Origin of the sequence: Paenibacillus faecis, from assembly GCF_008084145.1 — a bacterium.
GTDB lineage: Bacteria > Bacillota > Bacilli > Paenibacillales > Paenibacillaceae > Fontibacillus > Fontibacillus faecis.
This window is the reverse complement of the sequence record NZ_VSDO01000002.1, coordinates 60,415-82,056: the sequence shown is the minus strand read 5'-3', so window position 1 is coordinate 82,056 and position 21,642 is coordinate 60,415. Positions and strand designations below refer to the sequence as shown.

18 protein-coding genes are annotated in these 21,642 nt (G+C 55.3%); 5 read left to right on the top strand and 13 right to left on the bottom strand.

The annotated features are described in order from the left end of the window. Nucleotides 1–41: 41 nt before the first annotated feature. The 8 genes from glcT to FRY98_RS08285 form a co-directional block, all read right to left on the bottom strand. Complete coding sequence (gene glcT, locus FRY98_RS08320) at nucleotides 42–887, bottom strand: glucose PTS transporter transcription antiterminator GlcT (RefSeq protein ID WP_148451310.1); 846 nt, start codon at nucleotides 885–887, stop codon at nucleotides 42–44. 326 nt (nucleotides 888–1,213) lie between these two features. After that, nucleotides 1,214–2,773 (bottom strand): flotillin family protein, encoded by a 1,560-nt coding sequence (locus tag FRY98_RS08315; protein ID WP_148452594.1) that lies wholly within the window; start codon nucleotides 2,771–2,773, stop codon nucleotides 1,214–1,216. Further along, nucleotides 2,766–3,326 carry an NfeD family membrane protein gene (locus FRY98_RS08310; protein ID WP_148451309.1) on the bottom strand — a complete coding sequence of 187 codons (561 nt, stop codon included), beginning with the start codon at nucleotides 3,324–3,326 and terminating at the stop codon, nucleotides 2,766–2,768. Before FRY98_RS08310 ends, FRY98_RS08315 begins: the two co-directional genes overlap by 8 nt. A gap of 149 nt (nucleotides 3,327–3,475) precedes the next feature. After that, nucleotides 3,476–4,639, bottom strand: coding sequence for an iron-containing alcohol dehydrogenase (locus tag FRY98_RS08305; RefSeq protein WP_148451308.1), 1,164 nt, complete (start codon nucleotides 4,637–4,639; stop codon nucleotides 3,476–3,478). Nucleotides 4,640–4,725: 86 nt separating this feature from the next. Next, the gene (locus tag FRY98_RS08300) at nucleotides 4,726–5,817 is read right to left on the bottom strand and encodes a mechanosensitive ion channel family protein (protein ID WP_148452592.1); all 1,092 of its coding nucleotides are present in this window, start codon (nucleotides 5,815–5,817) and stop codon (nucleotides 4,726–4,728) included. A 147-nt stretch (nucleotides 5,818–5,964) separates the two neighbouring features. After that, the gene (locus tag FRY98_RS08295) at nucleotides 5,965–7,527 is read right to left on the bottom strand and encodes a UDP-glucose--hexose-1-phosphate uridylyltransferase (RefSeq protein WP_148452590.1); all 1,563 of its coding nucleotides are present in this window, start codon (nucleotides 7,525–7,527) and stop codon (nucleotides 5,965–5,967) included. A 28-nt stretch (nucleotides 7,528–7,555) separates the two neighbouring features. After that, complete coding sequence (gene galE / locus FRY98_RS08290) at nucleotides 7,556–8,545, bottom strand: UDP-glucose 4-epimerase GalE (protein WP_148451307.1); 990 nt, start codon at nucleotides 8,543–8,545, stop codon at nucleotides 7,556–7,558. Nucleotide 8,546: 1 nt separating this feature from the next. Continuing rightward, nucleotides 8,547–9,725 carry a galactokinase gene (locus tag FRY98_RS08285; protein WP_148451306.1) on the bottom strand — a complete coding sequence of 393 codons (1,179 nt, stop codon included), beginning with the start codon at nucleotides 9,723–9,725 and terminating at the stop codon, nucleotides 8,547–8,549. Nucleotides 9,726–9,854: 129 nt separating this feature from the next. Here FRY98_RS08285 and FRY98_RS08280 point away from each other — a divergent pair, with 129 nt between their 5' ends. Then, complete coding sequence (locus FRY98_RS08280) at nucleotides 9,855–10,736, top strand: AraC family transcriptional regulator (protein ID WP_148451305.1); 882 nt, start codon at nucleotides 9,855–9,857, stop codon at nucleotides 10,734–10,736. A 164-nt stretch (nucleotides 10,737–10,900) separates the two neighbouring features. Here the strand turns inward: FRY98_RS08280 and mgrA are convergent, their stop codons facing one another. The 3 genes from mgrA to FRY98_RS08265 all read right to left on the bottom strand — a co-directional run bounded on the left by mgrA (nucleotide 10,901) and on the right by FRY98_RS08265 (nucleotide 14,555). After that, on the bottom strand, nucleotides 10,901–11,905 hold the full coding sequence (mgrA, locus tag FRY98_RS08275; protein WP_148451304.1) for an L-glyceraldehyde 3-phosphate reductase: 1,005 nt from the start codon (nucleotides 11,903–11,905) through the stop codon (nucleotides 10,901–10,903). A 1,038-nt stretch (nucleotides 11,906–12,943) separates the two neighbouring features. Further along, complete coding sequence (locus FRY98_RS08270; protein ID WP_148451303.1) at nucleotides 12,944–13,702, bottom strand: NAD-dependent protein deacylase; 759 nt, start codon at nucleotides 13,700–13,702, stop codon at nucleotides 12,944–12,946. Between the two features lie 88 nt (nucleotides 13,703–13,790). Further along, nucleotides 13,791–14,555: an HAD family hydrolase gene (locus FRY98_RS08265; protein ID WP_148451302.1), complete on the bottom strand. Its 765-nt coding sequence runs from the start codon at nucleotides 14,553–14,555 to the stop codon at nucleotides 13,791–13,793. A gap of 307 nt (nucleotides 14,556–14,862) precedes the next feature. Between FRY98_RS08265 and FRY98_RS08260 the strand changes: the two genes are divergently transcribed. The 4 genes from FRY98_RS08260 to ilvD all read left to right on the top strand — a co-directional run bounded on the left by FRY98_RS08260 (nucleotide 14,863) and on the right by ilvD (nucleotide 18,199). Beyond that, entirely contained in the window at nucleotides 14,863–15,801 is a 939-nt protein-coding gene (locus tag FRY98_RS08260; RefSeq protein WP_249043373.1) for an acyltransferase family protein, read from the top strand. Continuing rightward, on the top strand, nucleotides 15,771–15,929 hold the full coding sequence (locus tag FRY98_RS28900; protein ID WP_249043372.1) for a hypothetical protein: 159 nt from the start codon (nucleotides 15,771–15,773) through the stop codon (nucleotides 15,927–15,929). Before FRY98_RS08260 ends, FRY98_RS28900 begins: the two co-directional genes overlap by 31 nt. 145 nt (nucleotides 15,930–16,074) lie before the next feature. Continuing rightward, nucleotides 16,075–16,335, top strand: coding sequence for a KGG domain-containing protein (locus FRY98_RS08255; protein ID WP_148451301.1), 261 nt, complete (start codon nucleotides 16,075–16,077; stop codon nucleotides 16,333–16,335). Between the two features lie 178 nt (nucleotides 16,336–16,513). After that, nucleotides 16,514–18,199 carry a dihydroxy-acid dehydratase gene (gene ilvD, locus FRY98_RS08250; protein WP_148451300.1) on the top strand — a complete coding sequence of 562 codons (1,686 nt, stop codon included), beginning with the start codon at nucleotides 16,514–16,516 and terminating at the stop codon, nucleotides 18,197–18,199. Between the two features lie 89 nt (nucleotides 18,200–18,288). Here ilvD and FRY98_RS08245 read toward each other — a convergent pair whose 3' ends face one another. Next, nucleotides 18,289–19,716 (bottom strand): polysaccharide deacetylase family protein, encoded by a 1,428-nt coding sequence (locus tag FRY98_RS08245; protein ID WP_148451299.1) that lies wholly within the window; start codon nucleotides 19,714–19,716, stop codon nucleotides 18,289–18,291. A gap of 87 nt (nucleotides 19,717–19,803) precedes the next feature. Beyond that, entirely contained in the window at nucleotides 19,804–21,642 is a 1,839-nt protein-coding gene (locus FRY98_RS08240; protein WP_148451298.1) for a peptidoglycan D,D-transpeptidase FtsI family protein, read from the bottom strand.

Below are 21,642 nucleotides of genomic sequence, written 5' to 3'. Positions count from 1 at the left end.
CGCAAAGAATTATAGCAGACCCTATTCGGTCATGCAACCCATTATTTAATATGGGGAGGGGCCACCCGGTGCAAATGCATGGTCAGATAGCTCACTTCGGCCCGGTAAACCGGCTGATTCAGCCTTTGTTCCATCATCAGGGTCAGTTTCTCGGCCACCCCGTACAGTACCGGATACTCCTGTTTGAGCAGACCGTCGAGTTTCTCGACCTCACCGACCTGCTCTCCCCGGCGAATCCGTTCGATGGCGAAACGCAAATGCGTCAGCAGCCGGGAATAATCCAGCGTGTTCCTCAAAATCGTAAACTTCAGCTCGGATTCCACGACATCCACCAGGTCGGCGATCAACTGGGTGTGTCCGCGTACTTCGCTGATATGACGGTTGGTCATCGCGCTATTGATATGAAGCGCTACAAAACCGATCTCGTCCTCGCCCAAATCGACCCCCAGATTCTGATGAATCAAACGAATCGCATATTCCGCCAGCTCGTATTCCACCGGATAGATTTCCTTTGTTTCATAGAGAAAAGGGTTGTGGAACGCCAGGTCTTGCTCCGCTCTTTTGATAGCAAAAGCAAGGTGATCCGTAAGGGCAATATGTATATGCTCGTTCAGCTCCGTTTGGGTCTTCCTGGAAATATACGTAACAATTTCGCCGATAATTTCGATCAACTGCTCATCGACGTGTGGAACAAGCTGTTTGTATTGCTCCTGCTCGTACCGGCTGGTCAAAATAAACATCTTCTCTACCGCTTCCAGAGGGATCGCGTCCCCCGTCTTCCGGTTAAACCCTATGCCTTTACCGATCACGACCACTTCGCCATGTTCGGGATGATGGGCAATAATGACGTTATTGTTCAGCGCTTTGGCCACTTGTATGCTGCTCACGATTGCACCTCATTTTCCTTGCATCGTTTGTATTCCGGAATGCTTATTACGCCTATTATAATCGACGGCTCTTCACCGTGCCAGACTTTATAGGGCTGCGAGTGCCGGATGCGTCCACGCGGCGGAGGCCATCCGCCGGGTCAGCATGTAACATTGTAACTTAAAACGGGTGAAGTATGAAACATGATTTTTCTTCCGTTGGCCTGAATTTGACTCGTTAGCAAAAAAAGCGCGGGCTGCAAGCGTCACTTCGCTCGCAACTCGCGCATTGTTTAAAATCGTCCTCCTTACCAAAACAGCCTCCTTACCAGACCGTTTTCTGCCGGTTAAGGGGTCTCTTGCGATGCCGCCGCGCTCTCCAACAGAACGGAGGATTTGCCCGCCGGGGCCGCGGCCGGGGCTTGGGCTTTGGCGGCGGCGCTAGCAGCCGCCGGAACCGCCTTGCCCTGGGTCAAACTTTGAATCAACCGATCCAGCTCGATGCCGGACACGCTCTTCAGCATTTCCGGCGCGGTCGCCATCAGCTCGGTAACATAGTTGCTGACCCGGGCGGCACCTTCGCCCTTACCGGTATCGACGACCGTAAGTTTATCGATCGTGGAAATCGGTGCGGCGATTTTGCCGGCGAGCTCAGGCAGCATTTTGACCACGATGTCCAAAATGGCCGCTTCGCCGAATTTTTGGAACGCCTCCGCCAGCTTCTCCTTGGCTTCCGCCTCGGCCAGACCGCGGAGCCGGATAATCTCGGCGTCCGCCGTCCCTTTCGCGCGCTCCGCATCGGCGATCGCCAAGCCCTCGAGGCGCTTTTGCTCCGCGGAAGCTTTGGCCTGCGTCTCGATGGAGTATTGGAGCGCGTCCGCTTCCCGCATCTTCCGCGCCTTTTCCGCTTCGGCGGCCTGCTCTACGGCATAGCGGTCGGCGTCCGCCTTCTTCTTCACTTCAGCGTCATATTGCTTTTGACGCACGACGATTTCCTTGTCCTGGAGATCGATTTCGCGCTCCTTCCGGACCAATTCGACCTTCATCTGCTCCTCGACCATCGTCTGCTTCGCCCGGGCTTCCTGAATGTGATAAGCCTGATCGGCTTCCGCCTTGGCGGTGTCCTGTTCCTTTTTAAACGAAGCCACCTTCAGCTCTTTCTCCTTTGAAGCCTCTGCGATATTCGTGTCCCGCAGCAGTTCCGCCTTCTGGCCCGACTCCTCAGCCAGGGCCTTCTGAATGCGGGCATCCCGCATCGCTTCCGCCTCGGCGATCTCGGCATCTCGCTTAACCGCGGCAATTCGCGGCTTCCCGAGCGCTTCCAGATATCCGTGCTTATCCCGCACATCCTTGATCGTGAACGAAACGATTTGCAGGCCCATCTTCTTCAAATCTCTCGCCGCTACGCCCTGAACCTCCTGGGCGAATTTATCCCGGTTCCGGTACACTTCCTCCACCGTCATGGAGCCGAGAATGGAGCGAAGATGTCCTTCGAGGACTTCCTGGGCTTCGCCCTTCAAAGATTCAATCGGCTTACCCATAAACTGTTCGGCCGCGGTGGCGACATCCTCCACGGAACTGCCGACTTTAATGATGGCGACGCCGTCCGCGGACACCGGAACCCCTTGCTCCGTATAGACCTCGGGCGTCATTACATCGAGCTTGTGGGACAGGAGCGACATAAACTCGGCCTTTTGAAAAATCGGCCAGATGAACGCCCCGCCGCCGCGTACGATTTTGATTTTCCTGCCGGACTCATCCTCGGAAATATTCTTGTTCCCCAAAAAGGAACCGGTCACGATCATAGCCTCATCCGGACTGACCGTTTTGTAACGAGCCCAGAAGGCCAGGCCAAGAATAATTATGACGGCAATCACAATTCCGGGGATCAACAAAAAATCAGGCATGTTTTCCAATCACATCATCTCCTCGTGTTAGATTGTGTTCTTCGAACTCCGATACGTGGACGACGCCGTCCTTCGCATCGACAACAACCACCAGGGTTCCCGCGGGGATATCGCGGTGGTCCCAACTTGCCGCCGTATGCAGCGTATTGCCGGAAACGAACTTCACCATAATCTCGCCGTACCCCTTGGACGGGATCGGCACGGTGACCTCCCCCAGCTTGCCGGGAAGTTCGGTATGAGAGTAGCCGATTGAGTTTTCGCTGTTTTCCATCGGTTTCACGTAGGCGAAGTAAATCAGTGCGGATAAGGCGATTGCGATGAGAACAGCCATAATTATAACCCCGGCATTCCCCATTCCCGTGTAGCGGTCGAGCAGAATCCCCGCGCCGCCGAAGGTCGTGACCGCCGAAGCCGTAACCACCGGTTTCAGAAAATCCGCGGAGAAGGCGTCAAACATCCCTTCCAGCCAGCTTCCGACCAAATCGCCCAGGATTGTACTGATTAAGGCGAAGAGCGCACCGCCTACAAAACAGCTCCAGAACAAAACCTCCAATTCATCCCCCCCTTTTGTTCAGCTATAACTCAAATCCCTATGTATGTGGTTACGTTTTATATTCGACAATGTTGCAGTTTTTTTCCTTCCTTTTACAGAAAAACGCCTCCCTTGGAAATCCAAGAGAGGCGCTAAAAGGTTTATTCCAGCTACAGAGACCGTTTGTAAATCTCCAGTACATCCTGTTTTTCAAGGCGGGCAAAATTACCGAACGGTCCGAAGCGGACCGCTTTGTCGGCCATCAGTTCCAGCTTACTGTCATCGATGGAATAGTCGGCAAGCCGGCTCGGCGCCCCGATGGAATTCCAGAACGCGCGAAGCCGGTCGATACCTTCTTCGGCGATGGCCTGATCGCTTTTTCCCGCCGGATCCACATCGAACACGTTGATCGCCAGCCGTTTGAAGCGGGCAAGGTCGTGATGCATCACATGCTTCATCCAGTTCGGGAACAGAATAGCCAACCCGCCGCCATGCGGGATATCGTAAACCGCGGACACCGCGTGCTCGATATTGTGGGTCGCCCAATCCCCGGACAGTCCCATGTTAAGTACGCCGTTCAGCGCCATCGTGCCGCAGTACAGAATCGTTGCGCGATGTTCGGTATTTTCCAGATCGGCGATCAGCTTCGGAGCCGTTTCGATCACCGTGCGAAGAATCGTCTCGCAGAAGCCGTCTTGCACCGGAGTATTCGTCTCTTTGTGAAAGTAATGTTCAAACACATGAGACATAATATCCACCATGCCGTAGACGGTCTGATCCTTCGGCAGCGTTACCGTGTTTTCCGGCTCCAGAATCGAAAAAGCGGGATAAGCGAGTTTGCTGCCCCAACCGAGCTTTTCCTGGGTCGCTTCGTTGGAGATGACCGAACTTCCGTTCATTTCCGAACCGGTCGCCGCCATCGTCAGCACCGTTCCCAATGGCAGCGCAGCCTGAGGTGCGGCTTTTCGCTCCGCAAAATCCCACATGTCGCCGTCATATTTCGCGCCTACCGCAATCGCCTTCGAGCAGTCCAGCACACTTCCGCCGCCCACGGCCAGCACCAATTCGATTCCCTTGCTCTTGCACAGCTCCACGCCGCGATGCACCGTGGACAGACGCGGATTCGGCTCCACCCCCGAAAGCTCGGTCACTTCCGCACCGATTTCCTGAAGCAGCGCCATCACTCTGTCATAGAGACCGCTCCGCTTGATGCTTCCGCCCCCGTAGACAAGCAAAACCTTACGGCCGTAACGCGGGACTTCCTCCTTCAAGGCAGGCAATTGGTCCTTGCCGAAGATCAGCTTGGTCGGATTATGAAATTGAAAACGCTCCATGTTTCGACGCCCTCCTAGTTTGAATTTAAATGCAGCATAACACTCTGATTATACTGCCGTTTCAGGCGTTAAAACAAACGCTTGGATCAAGATTCGCCGTATGTAAATACGGCCTGCTTCTCCTCTTCGGCCGTGAATATGCGCTGGGTCGGATAGGCGAGACGTACTCCTTCTTCTTCCAAAATCCGCAGGATCGCCAGATTTATCCGCTGCCGTACCGCCAGATGCTCGGCCCATACCGTGGACTTGGTGAAATAATAAAAGAAAATGCCAAGACTGCTTTCCCGAAATTCGGTGAACCTGACCATAATCATCTGAGGATCAATGTCGGGATCGCTTCTCAGCATGTCTTCCAGTCGCTTTACAGCGTTCTCCAGGCCGGTGCGGTCCGACTCCAGCGCTGCGTTCAACGTAAAGGTCACCCTGCGTTTGCCCATCCTGCTCCAATTCGTAATCGGCTGATCCGCCAGCGTTGCGTTAGGCACCGTGACCAGCGAATCGGCGAACGTCCGTATTCTGGAACTGCGGAAGGTAATGTCTTCCACAATTCCTTCCACCGTCGGCGTCATGATCCAGTCCCCGCGCGAAAACGGCTTTTCCGCTATAATAACGATCCCGCCCAATATATTGCCGAGCGTTTCCTTGGCCGCCAAAGCGACGGCAAGGCTTCCCAATCCCAGGCCGGCGGCCAGCCCGTTGATGTTAAAGCCCCACTCCGTCCCAACCGCGATAATGATAAGCAGTATGACGACAAACCGGACCACTTTGGACAAAAAAGGAATCAGCATGCTGGACTCGTCAAGACCGATTTTACGGCTCATGCCCTCCAGCAACACCGAGGAGGAAGCCGAGACCCTGTAAAGCCCCCAACCCGCGGCGATAATCCCGAGGGATCGGAATGACCGGTTAATCCAATACATCAAGGCGGGATGACCGTGCATCAGATAATAGGCGGCGATATAAGTTCCCGTGATCAGCAGAATAAATTGAACGGGTTTCCGAAACGATTTCGACCAGTCGATATGGCTCTCCTCGGGATGAAATCGGCGTTCGACCAGATAGAAAAGAGCCCGGCTTAACGGCTTGGCCAGAAACAAAGTCCCCGCCAAAATGCCGAACGAAATCAAAATGTCCCGCCATTTTACGCCTTCGGACGGCCCCGAAAACAGCCATTCCATACTCTCAATAATTGAACGCACCCCCTTTGGCTAAATCATTATTATAGCATACCGCACAGGGACGTCTTCCATCAGTGGGAATGAAAAAAGCGGACTGCAAAGGCAAACCATCCTTTGCAGTCCGCGATTATAACCGACCATGTACACCTATTCCAGGTAGCCCGCCGACCGGATAAAGCGACGGAAAGCTTCCCGGCCTTCTTCGCTCACCTTGAACACGCCGGCATGGCCCAAAATTTCCGCAAACTTGCCGCCGACCTCTTCCCGCAGCAACGCTTCCGCTTGTTCCGGTTCGAGTTTCGTCCCATGGCGTTCGATCAGCTCGCCGATCCAAGAAGCGTGCACGGATAGCGGATCGACTCCATCTGTGGAAAACGCCCGCTCCCGAATTTCGTTATCCCCGCTCAAGATCCCGGCGATATCGGCCAGTTCCTGTTTCAGGCGTCCCGGCAAAATCGCCAGTCCCATCACCTCAATCAAGCCGATGTTCTCTTTCTTGATATGGTGCATCTCCCGATGAGGGTGGAATATCCCTTCCGGGTGTTCCTCGTTCGTTCGGTTGTTGCGCAGCACGATATCCATCTCGTAGCCGCCGTCCGCACTGCGGCGGACGATCGGCGTGACGGTATTGTGCGGAACCCGGGAACCGTCGCTTTCACTGAAGGCGAGAATATCCGCCGCCGGATCGCTATACGCCTTCCATTTCTCGTACAGGTCGTCCGCCGCCTCCAGCAGCACGGCCGGATCCTCTGCGCTCAACCGCAGCACCGACATCGGCCAATGGACCAGGCTCGCCGTTACGCCGGCAAAGCCCGGATGGCGGAACGAAGCCACGATCGGAGCCTTCTCCAGCGGGAACGTGTGCCGGCCGCCCTGGAAATGGTCATGCGTCAGAATCGAGCCGCCGACGATCGGCAGATCCGCATTCGAACCGATGAAATAATGCGGGAAACGCCCCGTGAAATCAAGCAGCCGTTTGAACGTCTCCTTGGTGAGCTTCATCGGTACGTGATCGTGATGGAAGACGATACAGTGCTCGTTATAATACACGTACGGCGAATATTGGAACAGCCACGGCTCGCCGTTCAGCTCGAGCGGAATCACCCGCAGGTTCTGCCGGGCCGGATGGTTGAGCCGTCCCGCATAGCCGACGTTCTCCCGGCACAGCTGGCATTTCGGATAAACCGGCGGCGGAAGCAGCTTGGCCATGGCGATTTCCTTCGGATTTTTCTCCGGTTTGGACAGATTGATCGTAATCTCCATATCGCCGAAGCCGGTGGGCTGAGTCCAGTAAATATTTTGCGCCACGCGATCCATCCGGATATAATTGCTCGTTACCGACAATTTGTAAAACTCGTCCGTGGCCGCTTGAATGCCCCGGCTCTCCGCCGTTTGACGGAACTGCGCAATCGTCTCCGAAGGGCGCGGCATCAACAGGCCCATGATGCGGGCGTCCAGCAAATCTCGGTAGGTATCGCTGTCCTCGGGGATCAGACCGATGGCAAGACCGTAATCGATCAGCTTGTTAAGCGGCTCCTGCGGCCCCGCAAGCGGCTCTTCCTCGATTTTCCCGGCGAAAGGTTCGTCGAAGCCGAACAGCTCCAGCAGCCGGTTCCGAGAATAGTCCAGATCGTACCAGTCGATCATGCCTTGCTCCAGGGCATAGTGGATCAGCCGTTCGATCGCATATTGCGCATCCTGTCTTTGCATCACTTCAGCTTCCACAGTTCCTCACTCCTTATTTGTCGCCGTAGCCGTCGGGGTGATGTAGATGCCATTCCCAGGCGCTGCGGATAATATCATCGAGCTTGTTGCGCTTCGGCTGCCAGCCGAGCACCGATCTGGCCTTGTCCGAGGAGGCGATCAGCACGGCGGGATCTCCCTCGCGACGCGGGCTGACGACCACCGGGAAATCGCGGCCGGTCACTTCCTTGACCTTGGCGATGACCTCTTTGACCGAGAAGCCTTGACCGTTCCCCAGATTGAAAACCTCGCTGTCGCCGCCCTTCATCAGGTGATCGACCGCGCGAAGATGCGCATCCGCCAAATCGCTCACGTGGATATAATCGCGGACGCAGGTTCCGTCCGGCGTATTGTAGTCGTCGCCGAACACCTGGATGGATGGACGCTGTCCCAGCGCGGTTTGCAGAATCAACGGGATCAAGTGGCTTTCCGGCCGGTGATCCTCGCCGATCTTGCCGCTTTCGTGCGCGCCGGCGGCATTGAAATAACGCAGGGACACGTATTTGATGCCCAGAACCTGGTCAAACCAGGCCATCATCCGTTCCATCGTCAGCTTCGTTTCCCCGTAAACATTGGCCGGGTGGGTCGCATCGGTCTCTTCGATCGGCACCTTGTCCGGCTCGCCATACGTCGCCGCCGTCGACGAGAACACGATGCTGCGCACGCCGGCCTGGTCCATCGCTTCGAGCAGACACAAGGTTCCGTAAACGTTGTTATCGAAATATTTTACCGGGTCTTTCATGCTTTCCCCGACCAGGGAACTGGCGGCAAAATGAATGACCGCTTCGATGTCGTTCTCCGCAAACAGCTTGGCAAGCAGCGCTTTGTCGCGCAGGTCGCCCTCGTAAAATTTTCCGCCGAGCAGCGCCTCCTTATGGCCGGTCAGCAGGTTGTCGATCACCACAACCTCTTTGCCTTGATCCAGCAGCTCCGCCACCGTATGAGAACCGATATATCCCGCTCCGCCCGTTACCAGGATCGCCATATTAAACCTCTCCCTTCATCTCATGAACGCCGTTGCCGACGCCGCATACATAGAAATCGCCTTTAAGACCCGTACGCTCCAGATAAGCCGCTCCGACTTCCTGAACAAACCGCTCCACCGCATCCTCATGCACCAGGGAAACCGTACATCCCCCGAAGCCTGCCCCCGTCATCCGCGAGCCTAAGGTGCCTTCGATTTTCCGGGCTTCTTCCACCATCACGTCCAGCTCTTCGCAGCTTACTTCGTAAAGATCGCGAAGCGAGTCATGGGAATCGTTCATCAGCTTGCCGAATGCCGTCAGGTCGTTGGCGCTGAGCGCGTCCACCGATTGCAATACGCGGGCGTTCTCCTCCACGACATGCTTCGCCCGTTTCAACAACACTTCGTCCGCGAAACTGTCGCGAAGCTCTTCGAAGCGTTCCGGCTTCAAATGAGCGAGATACTGAATTTCCGGCTCCTCCTGCTGGACGATGCGCAAGGCGGCATCGCATTGTTCACGACGCTCGTTATAAGCGGAATCCACCAGCCCTCTTCGTTTGTTCGTATTGCCGATAATCAGCTTGTAAGCTCCGGTCCGGAACGGAACCAGCTTATATTCGAGCGTGTCGCACATCAGCAGGATCGCATGATCCCGCGCGCCGTTCGAAACGGCGAATTGGTCCATAATGCCGCTGTTAACCCCCACGTACTGGTTTTCCGCTTTTTGGGACAGCACGGCGATCTCCACCTTATCCGTCGGTTGGCCTTCCATGGACAACAGCGCGTATGCGGTCACCACCTCGATCGAGGCCGAGGAAGACAAGCCGGCGCCGTTAGGGATTTCCCCGTGGAAGAATAAGTCATAGCCGCTCGTTAAACGAATTCCCTTCTTGCCGAGTTCCACGATCACCCCGATCGGATAATCCACCCATTCGCCGGTTTTCTCTTTGCCCAGATCGTCCAGTCCGATTTCCGCCGTATAAGGCAAATTACTTGATGCAAATGTCACTTTTTGGTCGGCTCTCTTCCGGACGGCCAGCGTCGTTCCGAACTCCAGGGCGGCCGGGAGCACATAGCCTCCGTTATAATCGATATGCTCGCCGATCAGGTTGACGCGTCCGGGCGCGTTAAAGATACGTACACCCTCGTCGCTCCCTCCGCAACGCGATATAAACAATTGTTCCATTTCCTGCTTTTTCATTCGCCTGCACCCCATCTTCATGGAATCTTAACTTCTTGTACCTAGTATAAAGAAAACGCTTGTTTTTGATAATGCAACTATGCGAGAATAATATGGACATATGTGACCTGAGCCGAGAGGAGTGTTTCGATGCCCGAGAAAACTTACAGTGCCGCGGCCAACCCGGAAACGAGCGAAATGCATGGCCTCTATGTGCTTTTTGCCGGCGAAAGCCAGACGATGGCCGAGCACCGCCTGGGCCCCAAGGTATACGATTATTATCTTCTGCATTTTGTCGAACGCGGAAAAGGGAGCTTCCGGACGGAATTCGCCCACTACGATCTCAGCCAGGGCGACTGCTTTCTCATCCAGCCCGACCAGTTGGTAAGCTACGCCTCGGATAATGACGATCCCTGGGGCTACCGTTGGATCGCCTTTTCCGGCGAAAAAGCGCAATCGCTGATCGCGCGCGCAGGCTTTACCCCCAAGCTTCCGGTCTTCCGCTCGGGCGAGGCGAGCCGGATTCCGCTGCTGCTGGAATCCGTGCTGCAGGCGTTCCGCAGCAAGAAGCCGAGCTCCCATCTCGCCTCGCTCGGCTGCCTGTATTTGATCATGGCCGAAGCGGAGGAGAAACTCGTGCTGGAATCCGGTCTTCCGGCGGGCGAAACCGGGGTCCAGCGCATCGTCAAGCAAATGATTCATTATATGTCCAGCCAATACGCGCACCCCATGTCGATCGAGCAGATGTGCGCAAGTTTAGGATATAACCGCGCCTATTTGTCCCGCATATTCAAGAAGGAAACCGGGCTGTCTCCCGTGACCTATTTGCTGAAGCTGCGGATCGACAAATCCCGGCAGTTGCTCCGCGAACGCCCCGAGCTGTCGATCGAGCAAATCGCCGCCTCCGTGGGCATGGCGGACGCGCTGTATTTTTCCCGCCAATTCCGGCGTTTTCACGGGGAATCACCGAGCGAGTACAGGAAGAACGCCCCCGGCGGGCCGCACAACAAAATCACCCCCACCTCTCCGTAAACCGGCTGGAGGATGGGGGTGCTCCCGTAGCTTAATTTCGACCGGGTGGACCGAAGGGATCGGGTGGACCGAGTGAATCGAAGAGATCGAGTAGATCGAGTAGATCGCGTGTTCGAAGAGATCGAGTGAACCGAGCGAATCGAATCTCGGCCCTACGCCCTCAATTAATGATCCCCGTTCGTATTCAGAATCGTCTCGATCCGGGACAGCTCTTCCTCGGTAAAGTCCAGCTTGTTCAACGCCTGAACGTTCTCCTCGATTTGGCCCACCCGGCTGGCCCCGATCAGGGCGGAAGTGACCCGGCCTCCGCGAAGCACCCAAGCGAGGGCAAATTGCGCAAGACTTTGCCCGCGGGCCGCGGCCATTTGATTCAATGCCCTTACTTTGCGCAGCGTTTCCGGCGTGATCTGCTCTTCCTTGAGGAAGCCCGTGGAGCTCTTCGCCCGGGAGTCCTCCGGAATGCCGTTCAGATATTTGTTCGTCAGCAGCCCTTGAGCCAACGGACAGAAGGCGATGCTGCCGACGCCGTTCTCATCCAGCACATCCTGGAGTCCGTTCTCGATCCAGCGCTCCAGCATCGAGTAGCTCGGCTGGTGGATTAACAGCGGTGTGCCCAATTCTTTCAGAATGCGGCACGCTTCCGCGGTCTGCTCGGCCGAATAACTGGAAATACCGACGTACAGCGCTTTCCCCGACCGCACGATCTGATCCAGCGCCATCATGGTCTCCTCCAGCGGAGTCTCCGGATCCGGTCTGTGGGAATAGAAAATATCCACATAATCCAGTCCCATCCGTTTCAGGCTCTGATCCAGGCTGGAGATCAAATATTTGCGGGAACCCCATTCACCGTAAGGCCCCGGCCACATGTAGTAACCCGCTTTCGTCGAAATCACCAGTTCGTCCCGGTAAGGAGCGAAGTCCTTCTTCAACATCTGGCCGAACATCTCCTCGGCAGATCCTGGAGGAGGCCCGTAATTATTCGCGAGGTCAAAATGCGTGATGCCCAGATCAAATGCGCGGCGCAGCATTTCCCGGCCGTTCTCAAACGAATTGACGCCGCCGAAGTTATGCCACAGCCCCAGCGAAATGGCCGGCAGTTTCAGACCCGAGCGGCCTACCCGGTTATATTTCATAGATTCATAACGATCGTCGCTTGCCGTATAAACCATGCTATTCCCATCCTTCCCGAAGTGAGTTTCTCTTTGAAAAACATCATAGCTCGTTCCTTCCGCTTTGGCAAGAAACCGTTTTCTCGCAGCTTATCCTTTTCGGCGCAGCCGGTAGAGCATGGCAGAGCTGCGCGATGACTTTTACAGCAAAGCTGCGCGATAACTTTTACGATGAAACTTTTTCGCTGTGCCCTGCCCTTTCGAAGCCTGATCCCCGCGCTAACGGAAATAATAGCGGCTATTTCGCGAATATTCGCCTTATTGGAATTCTAACGGAACTAGTAGCGCCTATTTGGACTCTTCCCCGCCAAAATGACCCCATTTTGCTGAAATAGCAGCTACTGCGTCCGTTAGATTTCTCATTAGGACAGATTGGACGAAATAGCGGCTATAGTTTCCGTTAGAAATTTGGCCTGAGCCCGGACAGGACCGGACAGAACTGGCCGGGGCGAGACAGGCTAGCGCAGAGCACAGAAGAGCTTCGCCATAGCGCAGAGCATGGCAGAACTGCGCGATAGCGGAGAACACGGAAGAGCTGCGCGATGACTTTACAGCTAAAGCTGGCGAGAACCTTTTCGATGAAACTTTTTCGCTGTGCCCTGCCCTTTCGAAGCCTGTCCCGCGCTAACGGAAATAATAGCGGCTATTTCGCGAATATTCACCTTATTGGAATTCTAACGGAACTAGTAGCGCCTATTTGGACTCTTCCCCGCCAAAATGACCCCATTTTGCTGAAATAGCAGCTACTGCGTCCGTTAGATTTCTCATTAGGCCCGATTGGACGAAATAGCGGCTATAGTTTCCGTTAGAAATTTGGCCTGAGCCCGGACAGGACCGGACTGGTTAGCGCAGGGCGAGACAGGCTAGCGCAGAGCACAGAAGAGCTTCGCCATAGCGCAGAGCACAGAAGAGCTTCGCCATAGCGCGGAGCACGGAAGAGCTGCGCCATAGCGCAGAGCATGGCAGAGCTGCGCGATAGCGGTGAGTTCCCATTCCCCCACTGCGTTGGCAGCCGGGCGGCTAGGCGTCAGAGGAAGCCTAGCGCTCGAGCAGATCCGCGACCCGCCCCATCACGGCGCCGATCGGCTCGGCGATCAACAAATCCGCACGATCATCGTATGAAGTAGCCGAAGCGTTGAGCAGCACGATCCGGCGGCCCCCGAAATAGCCGATCAGCGAAGCGGCCGGGTATACGGTCAGCGAGGTGCCGCCGATCAGCAGCAAGTCCGCCTCCGCCAGCGCTTGGACCGTTTCGGTAATCACCCGGTCATTCAGGTTTTCCCCGTACAGAACGACATCGGGTTTAACAATGCCGCCGCAAGCGGAACACGCGGGAACGACGGACGGGCTGGCCATGACTTCATCCAGCGAGTGGAACTTACCGCAGTCCATGCAGAAGTTGCGGTGAATGGACCCGTGCAGCTCAAGGACGCGGCGGCTTCCGGCCGATTGATGGAGCCCGTCGATATTTTGTGTGACCACGGCTTTTAGTCTGCCTTCCGCCTCCAGATTCGCCAGAAAAAGATGAGCCTGGTTGGGCTGCGCGTCCCGGTGGATCATTTTTGATTTATAAAAATCAAAAAACACTTCCGGATGCCGGTTAAAAAACGGACGGCTCAAAATTTCCTCCGGGGAATACGGCGATTCCTTCTCCATTTGATAGATTCCGGCCGCCGAGCGGAAATCCGGAATGCCACTCTCGGTAGAAACCCCGGCCCCGCCGAAAAAGACGATATTGTCGCTCTCTGCGATCCATTCCGCTAACATGGCGATTTTGGCTTGCGATTCTTCTTTCATTCGTTCTTCTCCTCCTTGCTCTTCCTACTAATCCGTCCCATAACCAGCACTACTGGTAACTCCGTAACAGAAGTTCGTAACCCCGCCGTCAATACGCCTCCAGGCTGCGGTAGCTGGAGATGATGCGATCGGCATCCAGCAAATAATCCGGGCCTCCGCCGTCCGGCGCGATGCCGATGGTAAGCGCGGCGCCGGCTTGCTTGCCCATCGTCATATCGGCATTGCTGTCTCCGATGACGATGCATTCCTCCGGCGCGATTCCAAGTTCCCGCATCGCGAGAAAAGCCATCTCCGGATCCGGCTTTCCCTTCGCTACCCGGTCCCGGCCGACCACGCTTTGGAACCGGTCGCGGAAGCCGAGCCAGTCCAGATGCTTCAACGCCTCGGAGGTCGTGTCCGACGTGACAACGCCGAGCCGCAGGCCCGCTCGTTCGCACGAGTTCAAAAAGTCGTTCAATCCGGGCATCGGCTGGGCGCTTCTGTGTTTCTCCACCTCCACCATCGCGGATACGCTGAATTGCCTCACCTGAACCAGCGCTTCATTCCACGGCACGCCGGCCGCATACAACTGCCAGGCGAGCAGCGCCGTCATCTCCTCCTCCGTTCCCATCGCGAGCGGGCCGGTCTTGTCATATCCGATAACCTGCCCCTCGGCGTTGTATTGCAGCCCGATCAAACGCGGTTTCGGAACGGACAGCTCCGCCCCGAGCACCCCGAGATGGGCGACGAGCAGTTCGGTTAGCGTTTGCGCCCAATTCCCCCATAGCTGCAGGAAATCGAGCAAGGTCCCATCCTTATCGAACAGAATTCCCCGGCAAGGAACCGTTTGGTCGTGAATGCGGATCGCAGGCAACGGAGCTCCCCCTGTCTTTTTTCAAGTAGTTTCCCAAAAAACGAACTAAACCTTGATAACTTATAAAAACATTGTACTCCGACGACGTTCGGGTGACAAAGTCTCCCGCCTCCGAGTTTTCATCGGATGGTCACAAAAGCAATGGATGACAGCGCTGTCAAATGTGATTATTATCACAAGCATTTAAGGTCATTCATCGTATTTTATTTATGGAATCATTATTTTAAATTTTTAATTTTTGTGTTCTCGTTGTTTAGCCGCTTCTAATAGATCGACCAGATTGACACCAGCAGGAAGGAGATTGCGTATGTCGGCACATCAGCTCCAATCCAGAGGGGAGACGTTTTTTCTCAATTTGCGCTTTCTGCTCATCGTCTGCGTTTTTGTCGGCAATGCCATTGAACCGATGATTACGCGAATGGAGGGACTTCATGTCCTGTATTTATGGATCTTCACCTTTCATATACCCTTGTTCGTTTTTGTGACGGGGTATTTTGCCAAGTCCAACCTGACCGGAACCGCCGGCCGTAAAATCATGGTGCAGATCGGCTTGCAGTACGTCATCTTCCAATCCTTATACTCGGTGCTGGATCGGACCGTCTTTCATGTCCCGGACATCCACCATTCCTTTTTTGCGCCCTATTTGCTGCTCTGGTTTCTGGCCAGCCATCTGGGTTGGCGGCTTCTGCTGCTGGCGATGCGCAAATGGTCACCGCGTCAACAGATCGCTGCGGCCGTTACCCTCGGGCTGCTGGTCGGCTATCTGCCGCTGGACGGCACCTGGCTGAGTGTTTCGCGAACCTTCGTCTTTTTGCCGTTTTTCATCGCAGGCTACCATTTCTCCTTTGAAGCCTTGAACAAGAAACTCACCCGCAATGTGCGGCTGGCCGGAATCGCCCTGTCCATCGGCCTGTTCGCGGTGATCCTCATCGGCGGAAACCGTCTGGTCCCGGGCTGGCTCTACGGGAACATGACTTATATGCAGCTTCAACATGAAGAATGGTATGCGGGCCTGTATCGGCTGGCCTTGTATGGTCTGCAACTGGCCGCCGGTACGGTATTCCTCTCTTTAGTGCCGAAGCGCGAGAGTCCGCTGACGGATTACGGCCGCCGGACGCTGTACGTCTTTCTGCTTCACGGCCTTCTCATCCGCATCGCTGCGGCATCGCTGCGGCATCGCCGTTGTACGGTCGGCTGGAGGGCGCCGTTGCCGGAGTGGCCGTCATCTTGGCCGCCATCGGGCTGACCCTTCTGCTCAGCCAGCCGTTGATCCGAAAATGGACCTCATTCGCGATTGAACCTCCGGTTCAATGGGTACTAAATTTGGAGCGTAAAGCCTTCGGCGGCCTGAGGGCTGTCGGCAAACACCAGTGATTAGAGGAGTATGGAGAATGGTGGTTAAAAAGGACCAAATCAGTCCTTTTTTTCTTTTTTATGTTAAATCTGGTTTCAAGCTAGCTTGCGGTGGTAAATAACTGTTACGAAGCACCACATCAAAACGACCTAAGGAGTGATTGGCATGGCACAGGAGAAAAGAAAAATGAGCCGTGAAGAAGCAGGCCGTTTGGGGGGGCAAGCTACCGCCAAAAACCACGGTAAGGAATTCTATCAGGAGATCGGTCAAAAAGGCGGCGAAGCCACTTCCCGAAATCATGACCGTGAATTCTATCAAGAAATCGGTCAAAAGGGCGGCGAAGCCACTTCCGAAAAACACGACAAGGAATTTTACCGCGAAATCGGCCGCAAAGGCGGCGAAGCTCGCAATAATAGCAATAAATAACGAAGCGGCCATCCGCCGTTTCTTCCCACGGAAGCCCCGGTACTCGCCGGGGTTTCTTTTTTCTGGTTGGTAGAAAAACCGGGTTATATATGGTAGACTTTAAAGAAAACCTTTAGCGGTGTAAAGTTCCAAAATCTTTTTTTATTATATTATTTCAAACGTGGGGGGATCCAACATCATGACAGCAAAGAAAATGCGTTCAGACATGATTAAAAAGGGCTTCGACCGCGCTCCTCACCGCAGCTTGCTGCGGGCGGCAGGGGTGAAGGACGAAGATTTCGGCAAACCGTTCATCGCGGTCTGCAACTCTTATATCGATATCGTTCCGGGCCATGTCCATCTGCAGGAATTCGGCAAAATCGTGAAGGAAGCGATCCGCGAAGCCGGCGGCGTACCTTTTGAATTCAACACGATCGGGGTGGACGACGGGATCGCCATGGGCCATATCGGGATGCGTTATTCCCTGCCGAGCCGGGAAATTATCGCCGATTCGCTGGAAACCGTCGTTTCCGCGCACTGGTTCGACGGCATGGTCTGCATTCCGAACTGCGATAAAATTACGCCGGGAATGATGATGGGTGCGCTCCGCGTCAACATTCCGACCGTCTTCGTCAGCGGCGGGCCGATGAAAGCCGGGGTCGACAGCAAGGGACGCAAGCTTTCGCTCACCTCGGTATTCGAAGGCGTCGGCGCTCACCAGGCCGGACAGATCAGCGATGACGATCTGCTCGAGCTTGAGCAATACGGCTGTCCGACCTGCGGGTCCTGCTCCGGCATGTTCACGGCGAACTCCATGAACTGCCTCGCCGAAGCGCTGGGGCTCGCTCTTCCGGGCAACGGAACGATTCTGGCCGTAGCCGAAGAGCGCAAAGAATTCGTCAGACAATCCGCACGCCAGTTGATGGAACTGATCAAGCTCGATCTTAAACCGCGCGATATCGTGACGCAGGAGTCGATCGACAATGCCTTCGCGCTCGACATGGCGATGGGCGGCTCCACCAATACGGTGCTGCATACCCTCGCGCTGGCCCAGGAAGCCGGCATCGACTATCCGCTGGAGCGGATCAACGAAGTGGCCAACCGGGTGCCGCACATCGCGAAGCTGGCACCGGCTTCCGATCTTTTCATCGAGGACGTTCACCGGGCCGGCGGCGTAAGCGCCGTGCTCAACGAACTGTTGAAGAAACCTGGCGCCATTTACGGAGACCGGATCACGGTAACCGGGAAGACCATTGCCGAGAACGTGGCGGGTGCCGAAATCCTGGATCATAACGTCATCCGCCCGATCGACAATCCGCATTCGGAGAAAGGCGGTCTGGCTATTCTGTACGGCAACTTGGCTCCGGAAGGTTCCGTCATCAAAGTCGGAGCGGTCGATCCTTCGGTTGGCGGCTATCATAAAGGCCCGGCCATCTGCTTCGACTCCCAGGAGCAAGCGCTGGAAGGCATCGCGAACGGCAAAGTGAAGGAAGGCTGCGTGGTCGTTATCCGCTATGAAGGACCTAAGGGCGGACCGGGGATGCCGGAAATGCTGGCCCCTACCTCCCAGATCGTCGGAATGGGCCTGGGCGCCAAAGTCGGCCTCATCACGGACGGCCGTTTCTCGGGGGCTTCCCGCGGTATCAGTATCGGCCATATTTCACCGGAGGCTGCCGAAGGCGGACCGATCGCTTTTGTCGAGGATGGAGATATCATCGAACTCGATTTGAACAACCGGAAGATCGAGCTCCATGTCGACGAAGAAGAACTTGCCCGCCGCCGCGCCAACTGGAAGGGCTTCGAGCCGAAAGTGAAGACCGGGTACTTGGCCCGTTACTCCAAGCTCGTGACCAACGCCAGCTCCGGCGGTGTTATGAAAATCTAAATCAGACGCATTATAAAGAACATGCGCCCGCAGGAAATTCCTGCGGGCGCTTTTTTTGTAGATGTTTGGCATATTAGTGCGATAAGACCTTAAGGGCAAGACACGCTGGCGTTCAATACCGGTTCTTCTTCCGGAACAACCTCCGGATTGCCGTTCATTTTTCGTTTGGAATCATCCTGCATATAGTGGCTGACCAAATGATCGATAGGCATTACGATGAGTTTTGGAACCAAATGTTCGGCAGACTGCTTCAATCGGGCCCCGCCCTCCGGATGGATGACCCTCAGCAAAAACTTGAGATAAAGCCGCGACGAGCTGGCGAACCAGCCTTTGGGGAGGTCGGTAACCGTAAACCCGAACTGCTCCGGTCCCTTGTTGATCATGCTGACGCCATACAATGCCTTGACATCATGCAAATCCGGATGATTGGCGATATGATCCGCCAACTTCGGCAGTTCCTTCTCCATGCCGCGAACCATTTTGATTGCGAGCTGGACCGGCGATTTCGAACGGGAGCCGAATTCATAAAGCCTCTTATTGTCAAAGTGCAGTTCCATAATCCGGTCCCCGCTTTTCAATTTGACGCCCCCGTTCATTTCAACCGGTTCCCCGTGATACGGCCGAATCCGGAAATGCAGAAGGGGATTCTCCTCATTGGTGGATTGTAAGTGGAACAGTTGGTGAAACACCTTTTCCCAAAGCAGCCACAACGAGACCACTATTTTTTTGGAGCGTGAAGCCGGCTTGGCCCCGCTTCTGGCGGCCTTGTCTCCATCAACCGGAGCAGGACCGCCCTTTTTTTCAAGTTTGGCGGTTTCGGTGATATGGATCAAATCGTCGATCCGCACGCTTTTCAGACCCTTCCGGTCCGCCTCCATCAAGACCCGCTCCAGGGCGATCAGCATTTCCCCAGGGGCTCCCCGGTTTGCCCCTAATGTCGAACCGCAGTCATGGAGCAGAAATACCTCGCCGCCCCGCAGTTTCTTCATCATCCGTTGGGTCAATTTGTCCGCTCCGATCCGCACCCGCCAATCGCTGAACATCGCCGACCAGAGAACGATCTGGGTGTCGCCGCGTTTGGCGAAATCGAACAGGTTCACGATCCCCCAAGGCGGGCGATAGTAAATGGACTTAACACCCGTAACGGCCTGAATGATACCGCTCGTTTTCTGGATATGCCTCTTGACGGTGGCCGGTCGCATCAGCCAATTGGTTTTATGGATGTAATTGTGAATCCCAATCAAATGGCCTTCTTCATGCATTCTTTTAATGAGATCGACGTTCTTCTCGGCATTGGAGCCCACCACGAAGAAAGTCGCCTTGGCATCATACCGTTTCAGCAAATCAAGCAATTGAGGAGTATAGACCGGGTCGGGACCGTCATCGAAGGTGAGGGCGAACCTGCTGTCGCTAAGCCCCCGCCGGAAAACCCGAAACCCGAAGAGCCTGGTGATCAGGCCGGGTATAAACGCATAAAGCGATGAGATATAAAATAACCACAGCAGCAAAGTCTCCATGTGCTTTTCCCCACTTTTCTATGATCATTGACTTTGTCATGCACTAAAACATAGCATCCCCACTATTTTATCACACCCTCCACAGAATTAGGGCCATTTTTTTGGAAAAGTGGTCGAATGTCCCTCTGATCCGGCCACGGATTCGTCCTGTGCGGCTAGCAGATCCATCACTCTGCGAAAAAGAACGGCAGCCTGATGCGGAGAGCCGGTGGGGCGGTTCTGTACAAGCACGGCTACGGCATACCTGGGGCGGTCCTTTGGGCCGTATCCGATAAACCATTGATGGTTTCGGCTGCCCCTCCCTTTTCCTGTTTCCGCGGTTCCCGATTTACCGGCCAGGGGCCAAGCGGCCTGAAGCAGTGAGCGCCCCGTACCGTGGTCGTCGGTGACCGACAAACGCATCCAAGCTAGCAGGGTTCTGGCGGTTTTAGCCGAGATGCTCGCTTCCCGACGAGCAAAACGGTGAACCGGGAAATCGGCCAGAATCGTACCGTCTTTGTATTGTATCGAACTGACCAGCCGCGGAGAGGTGACTTGCCCGTCATGCAGCAGAGTAACGACCAAATTTGCGGCTTGCAGCGGGGTCATCAGAACATCCCGCTGGCCCAGCGCCGTTTGCGCCAGCACCCCGCCGTCTATTGTTCCGGCAGCCCCGAACACGGCGCCCTTCTCCTCCTGGTCGATCTGCCATAGTGCTTCTCCGCCCATAAACGCTTGGGCATTCCAGCCGATCCTCCTGTTCAGCCCCAAAGCGGCGGCGGTTCTCTCCAGATCGGACGCGGTCAGTCGTTCCCCCAAAGTCGCAAAAACAACGTTGCAGGACCGGGCAAATCCCTCTTCCAATGTAAGGGAACCATGCCCGTCTTTTTTCCAGCAAGCCAATCCGTATTTGCCGTAATGCCCTGAACAATGGAACCTTTCTCCGGGATGGGTCACCCCTTTCTCCAAAGCGGCGGCCGCGACCACCGTTTTAAAGATGGATCCGGGAACCGCCGCCTTGACGGCACGGTTGCTCCAGTCCCCGCTTTGGATATCCACATGGGTTGGATCAAAAAACGGCCGGGATACCATTGAAATCACATCGCCTTGCTCAGCGTCCAGAACCACGACCGCGCCCTCGCGGATTTTCATGTCCTCCGTCAGCTTTTCCAGACGCCGCTGAATATCCAAATCGACCGTGGTGTTCACTTGAACCGGGAAATAGCGGTTCCCTGAGCTTACCGCTCTTGTTCCGATCCCGTCCATGGCCCGTTTTCGGCCATCCACAGTATAATAAACCCGGGTTTCCCCGTCTCCTCGTAAAAACCGGTCCAATGTTTTTTCCAATCCCGAAGCCCCTAATTGCAAATTTAAAGGAAGCTGACGCTTCGACGGATTTGCGGCCGCCAGCTTCCGTACTTCATCGGGGCGCTGGCCCGTAAAGCCCAGCCACTGTCTCCCGTTTCGTCCCCCGGCATGGCGCTCAAGATAAGGAAGAAGCTCAAATCCTTTGACGACGGGCCACGTCAGCGATTCGGGCCGCGCTGGCTTTCCTCCTCCGACTTGTGCAGCCGGCCAAATATAGGGTTTCTGCAGTCCCATCCACAATTCGCTCAAATGCTTCATATCGGTGCCGAGAAGACCGGCCAGTTCCCCCACAGACTTCCTTGGAGGCAACTCGGATAAGGGAAACAATGTCGGTTTCCAGCGTATCTCCCCGGTAAGGGGCTTACCGTTTCGATCGGCGAAGTGCCCCCTGCCGCTATCCAATTCAACGCCCTCCTCGCGCTGTCGCACCGCTAACTCATTCATCGTTTTCCCCGCCTTCGTTACCGGGACAAACGCTGCCGTACACTGAATCCAAGCCACCCGAACGGCAAAAAGCACAAAGATTCCTGCGTAAAGCATTAGAATATAAAATATGCGTTTCTTTACGGATAATGACAT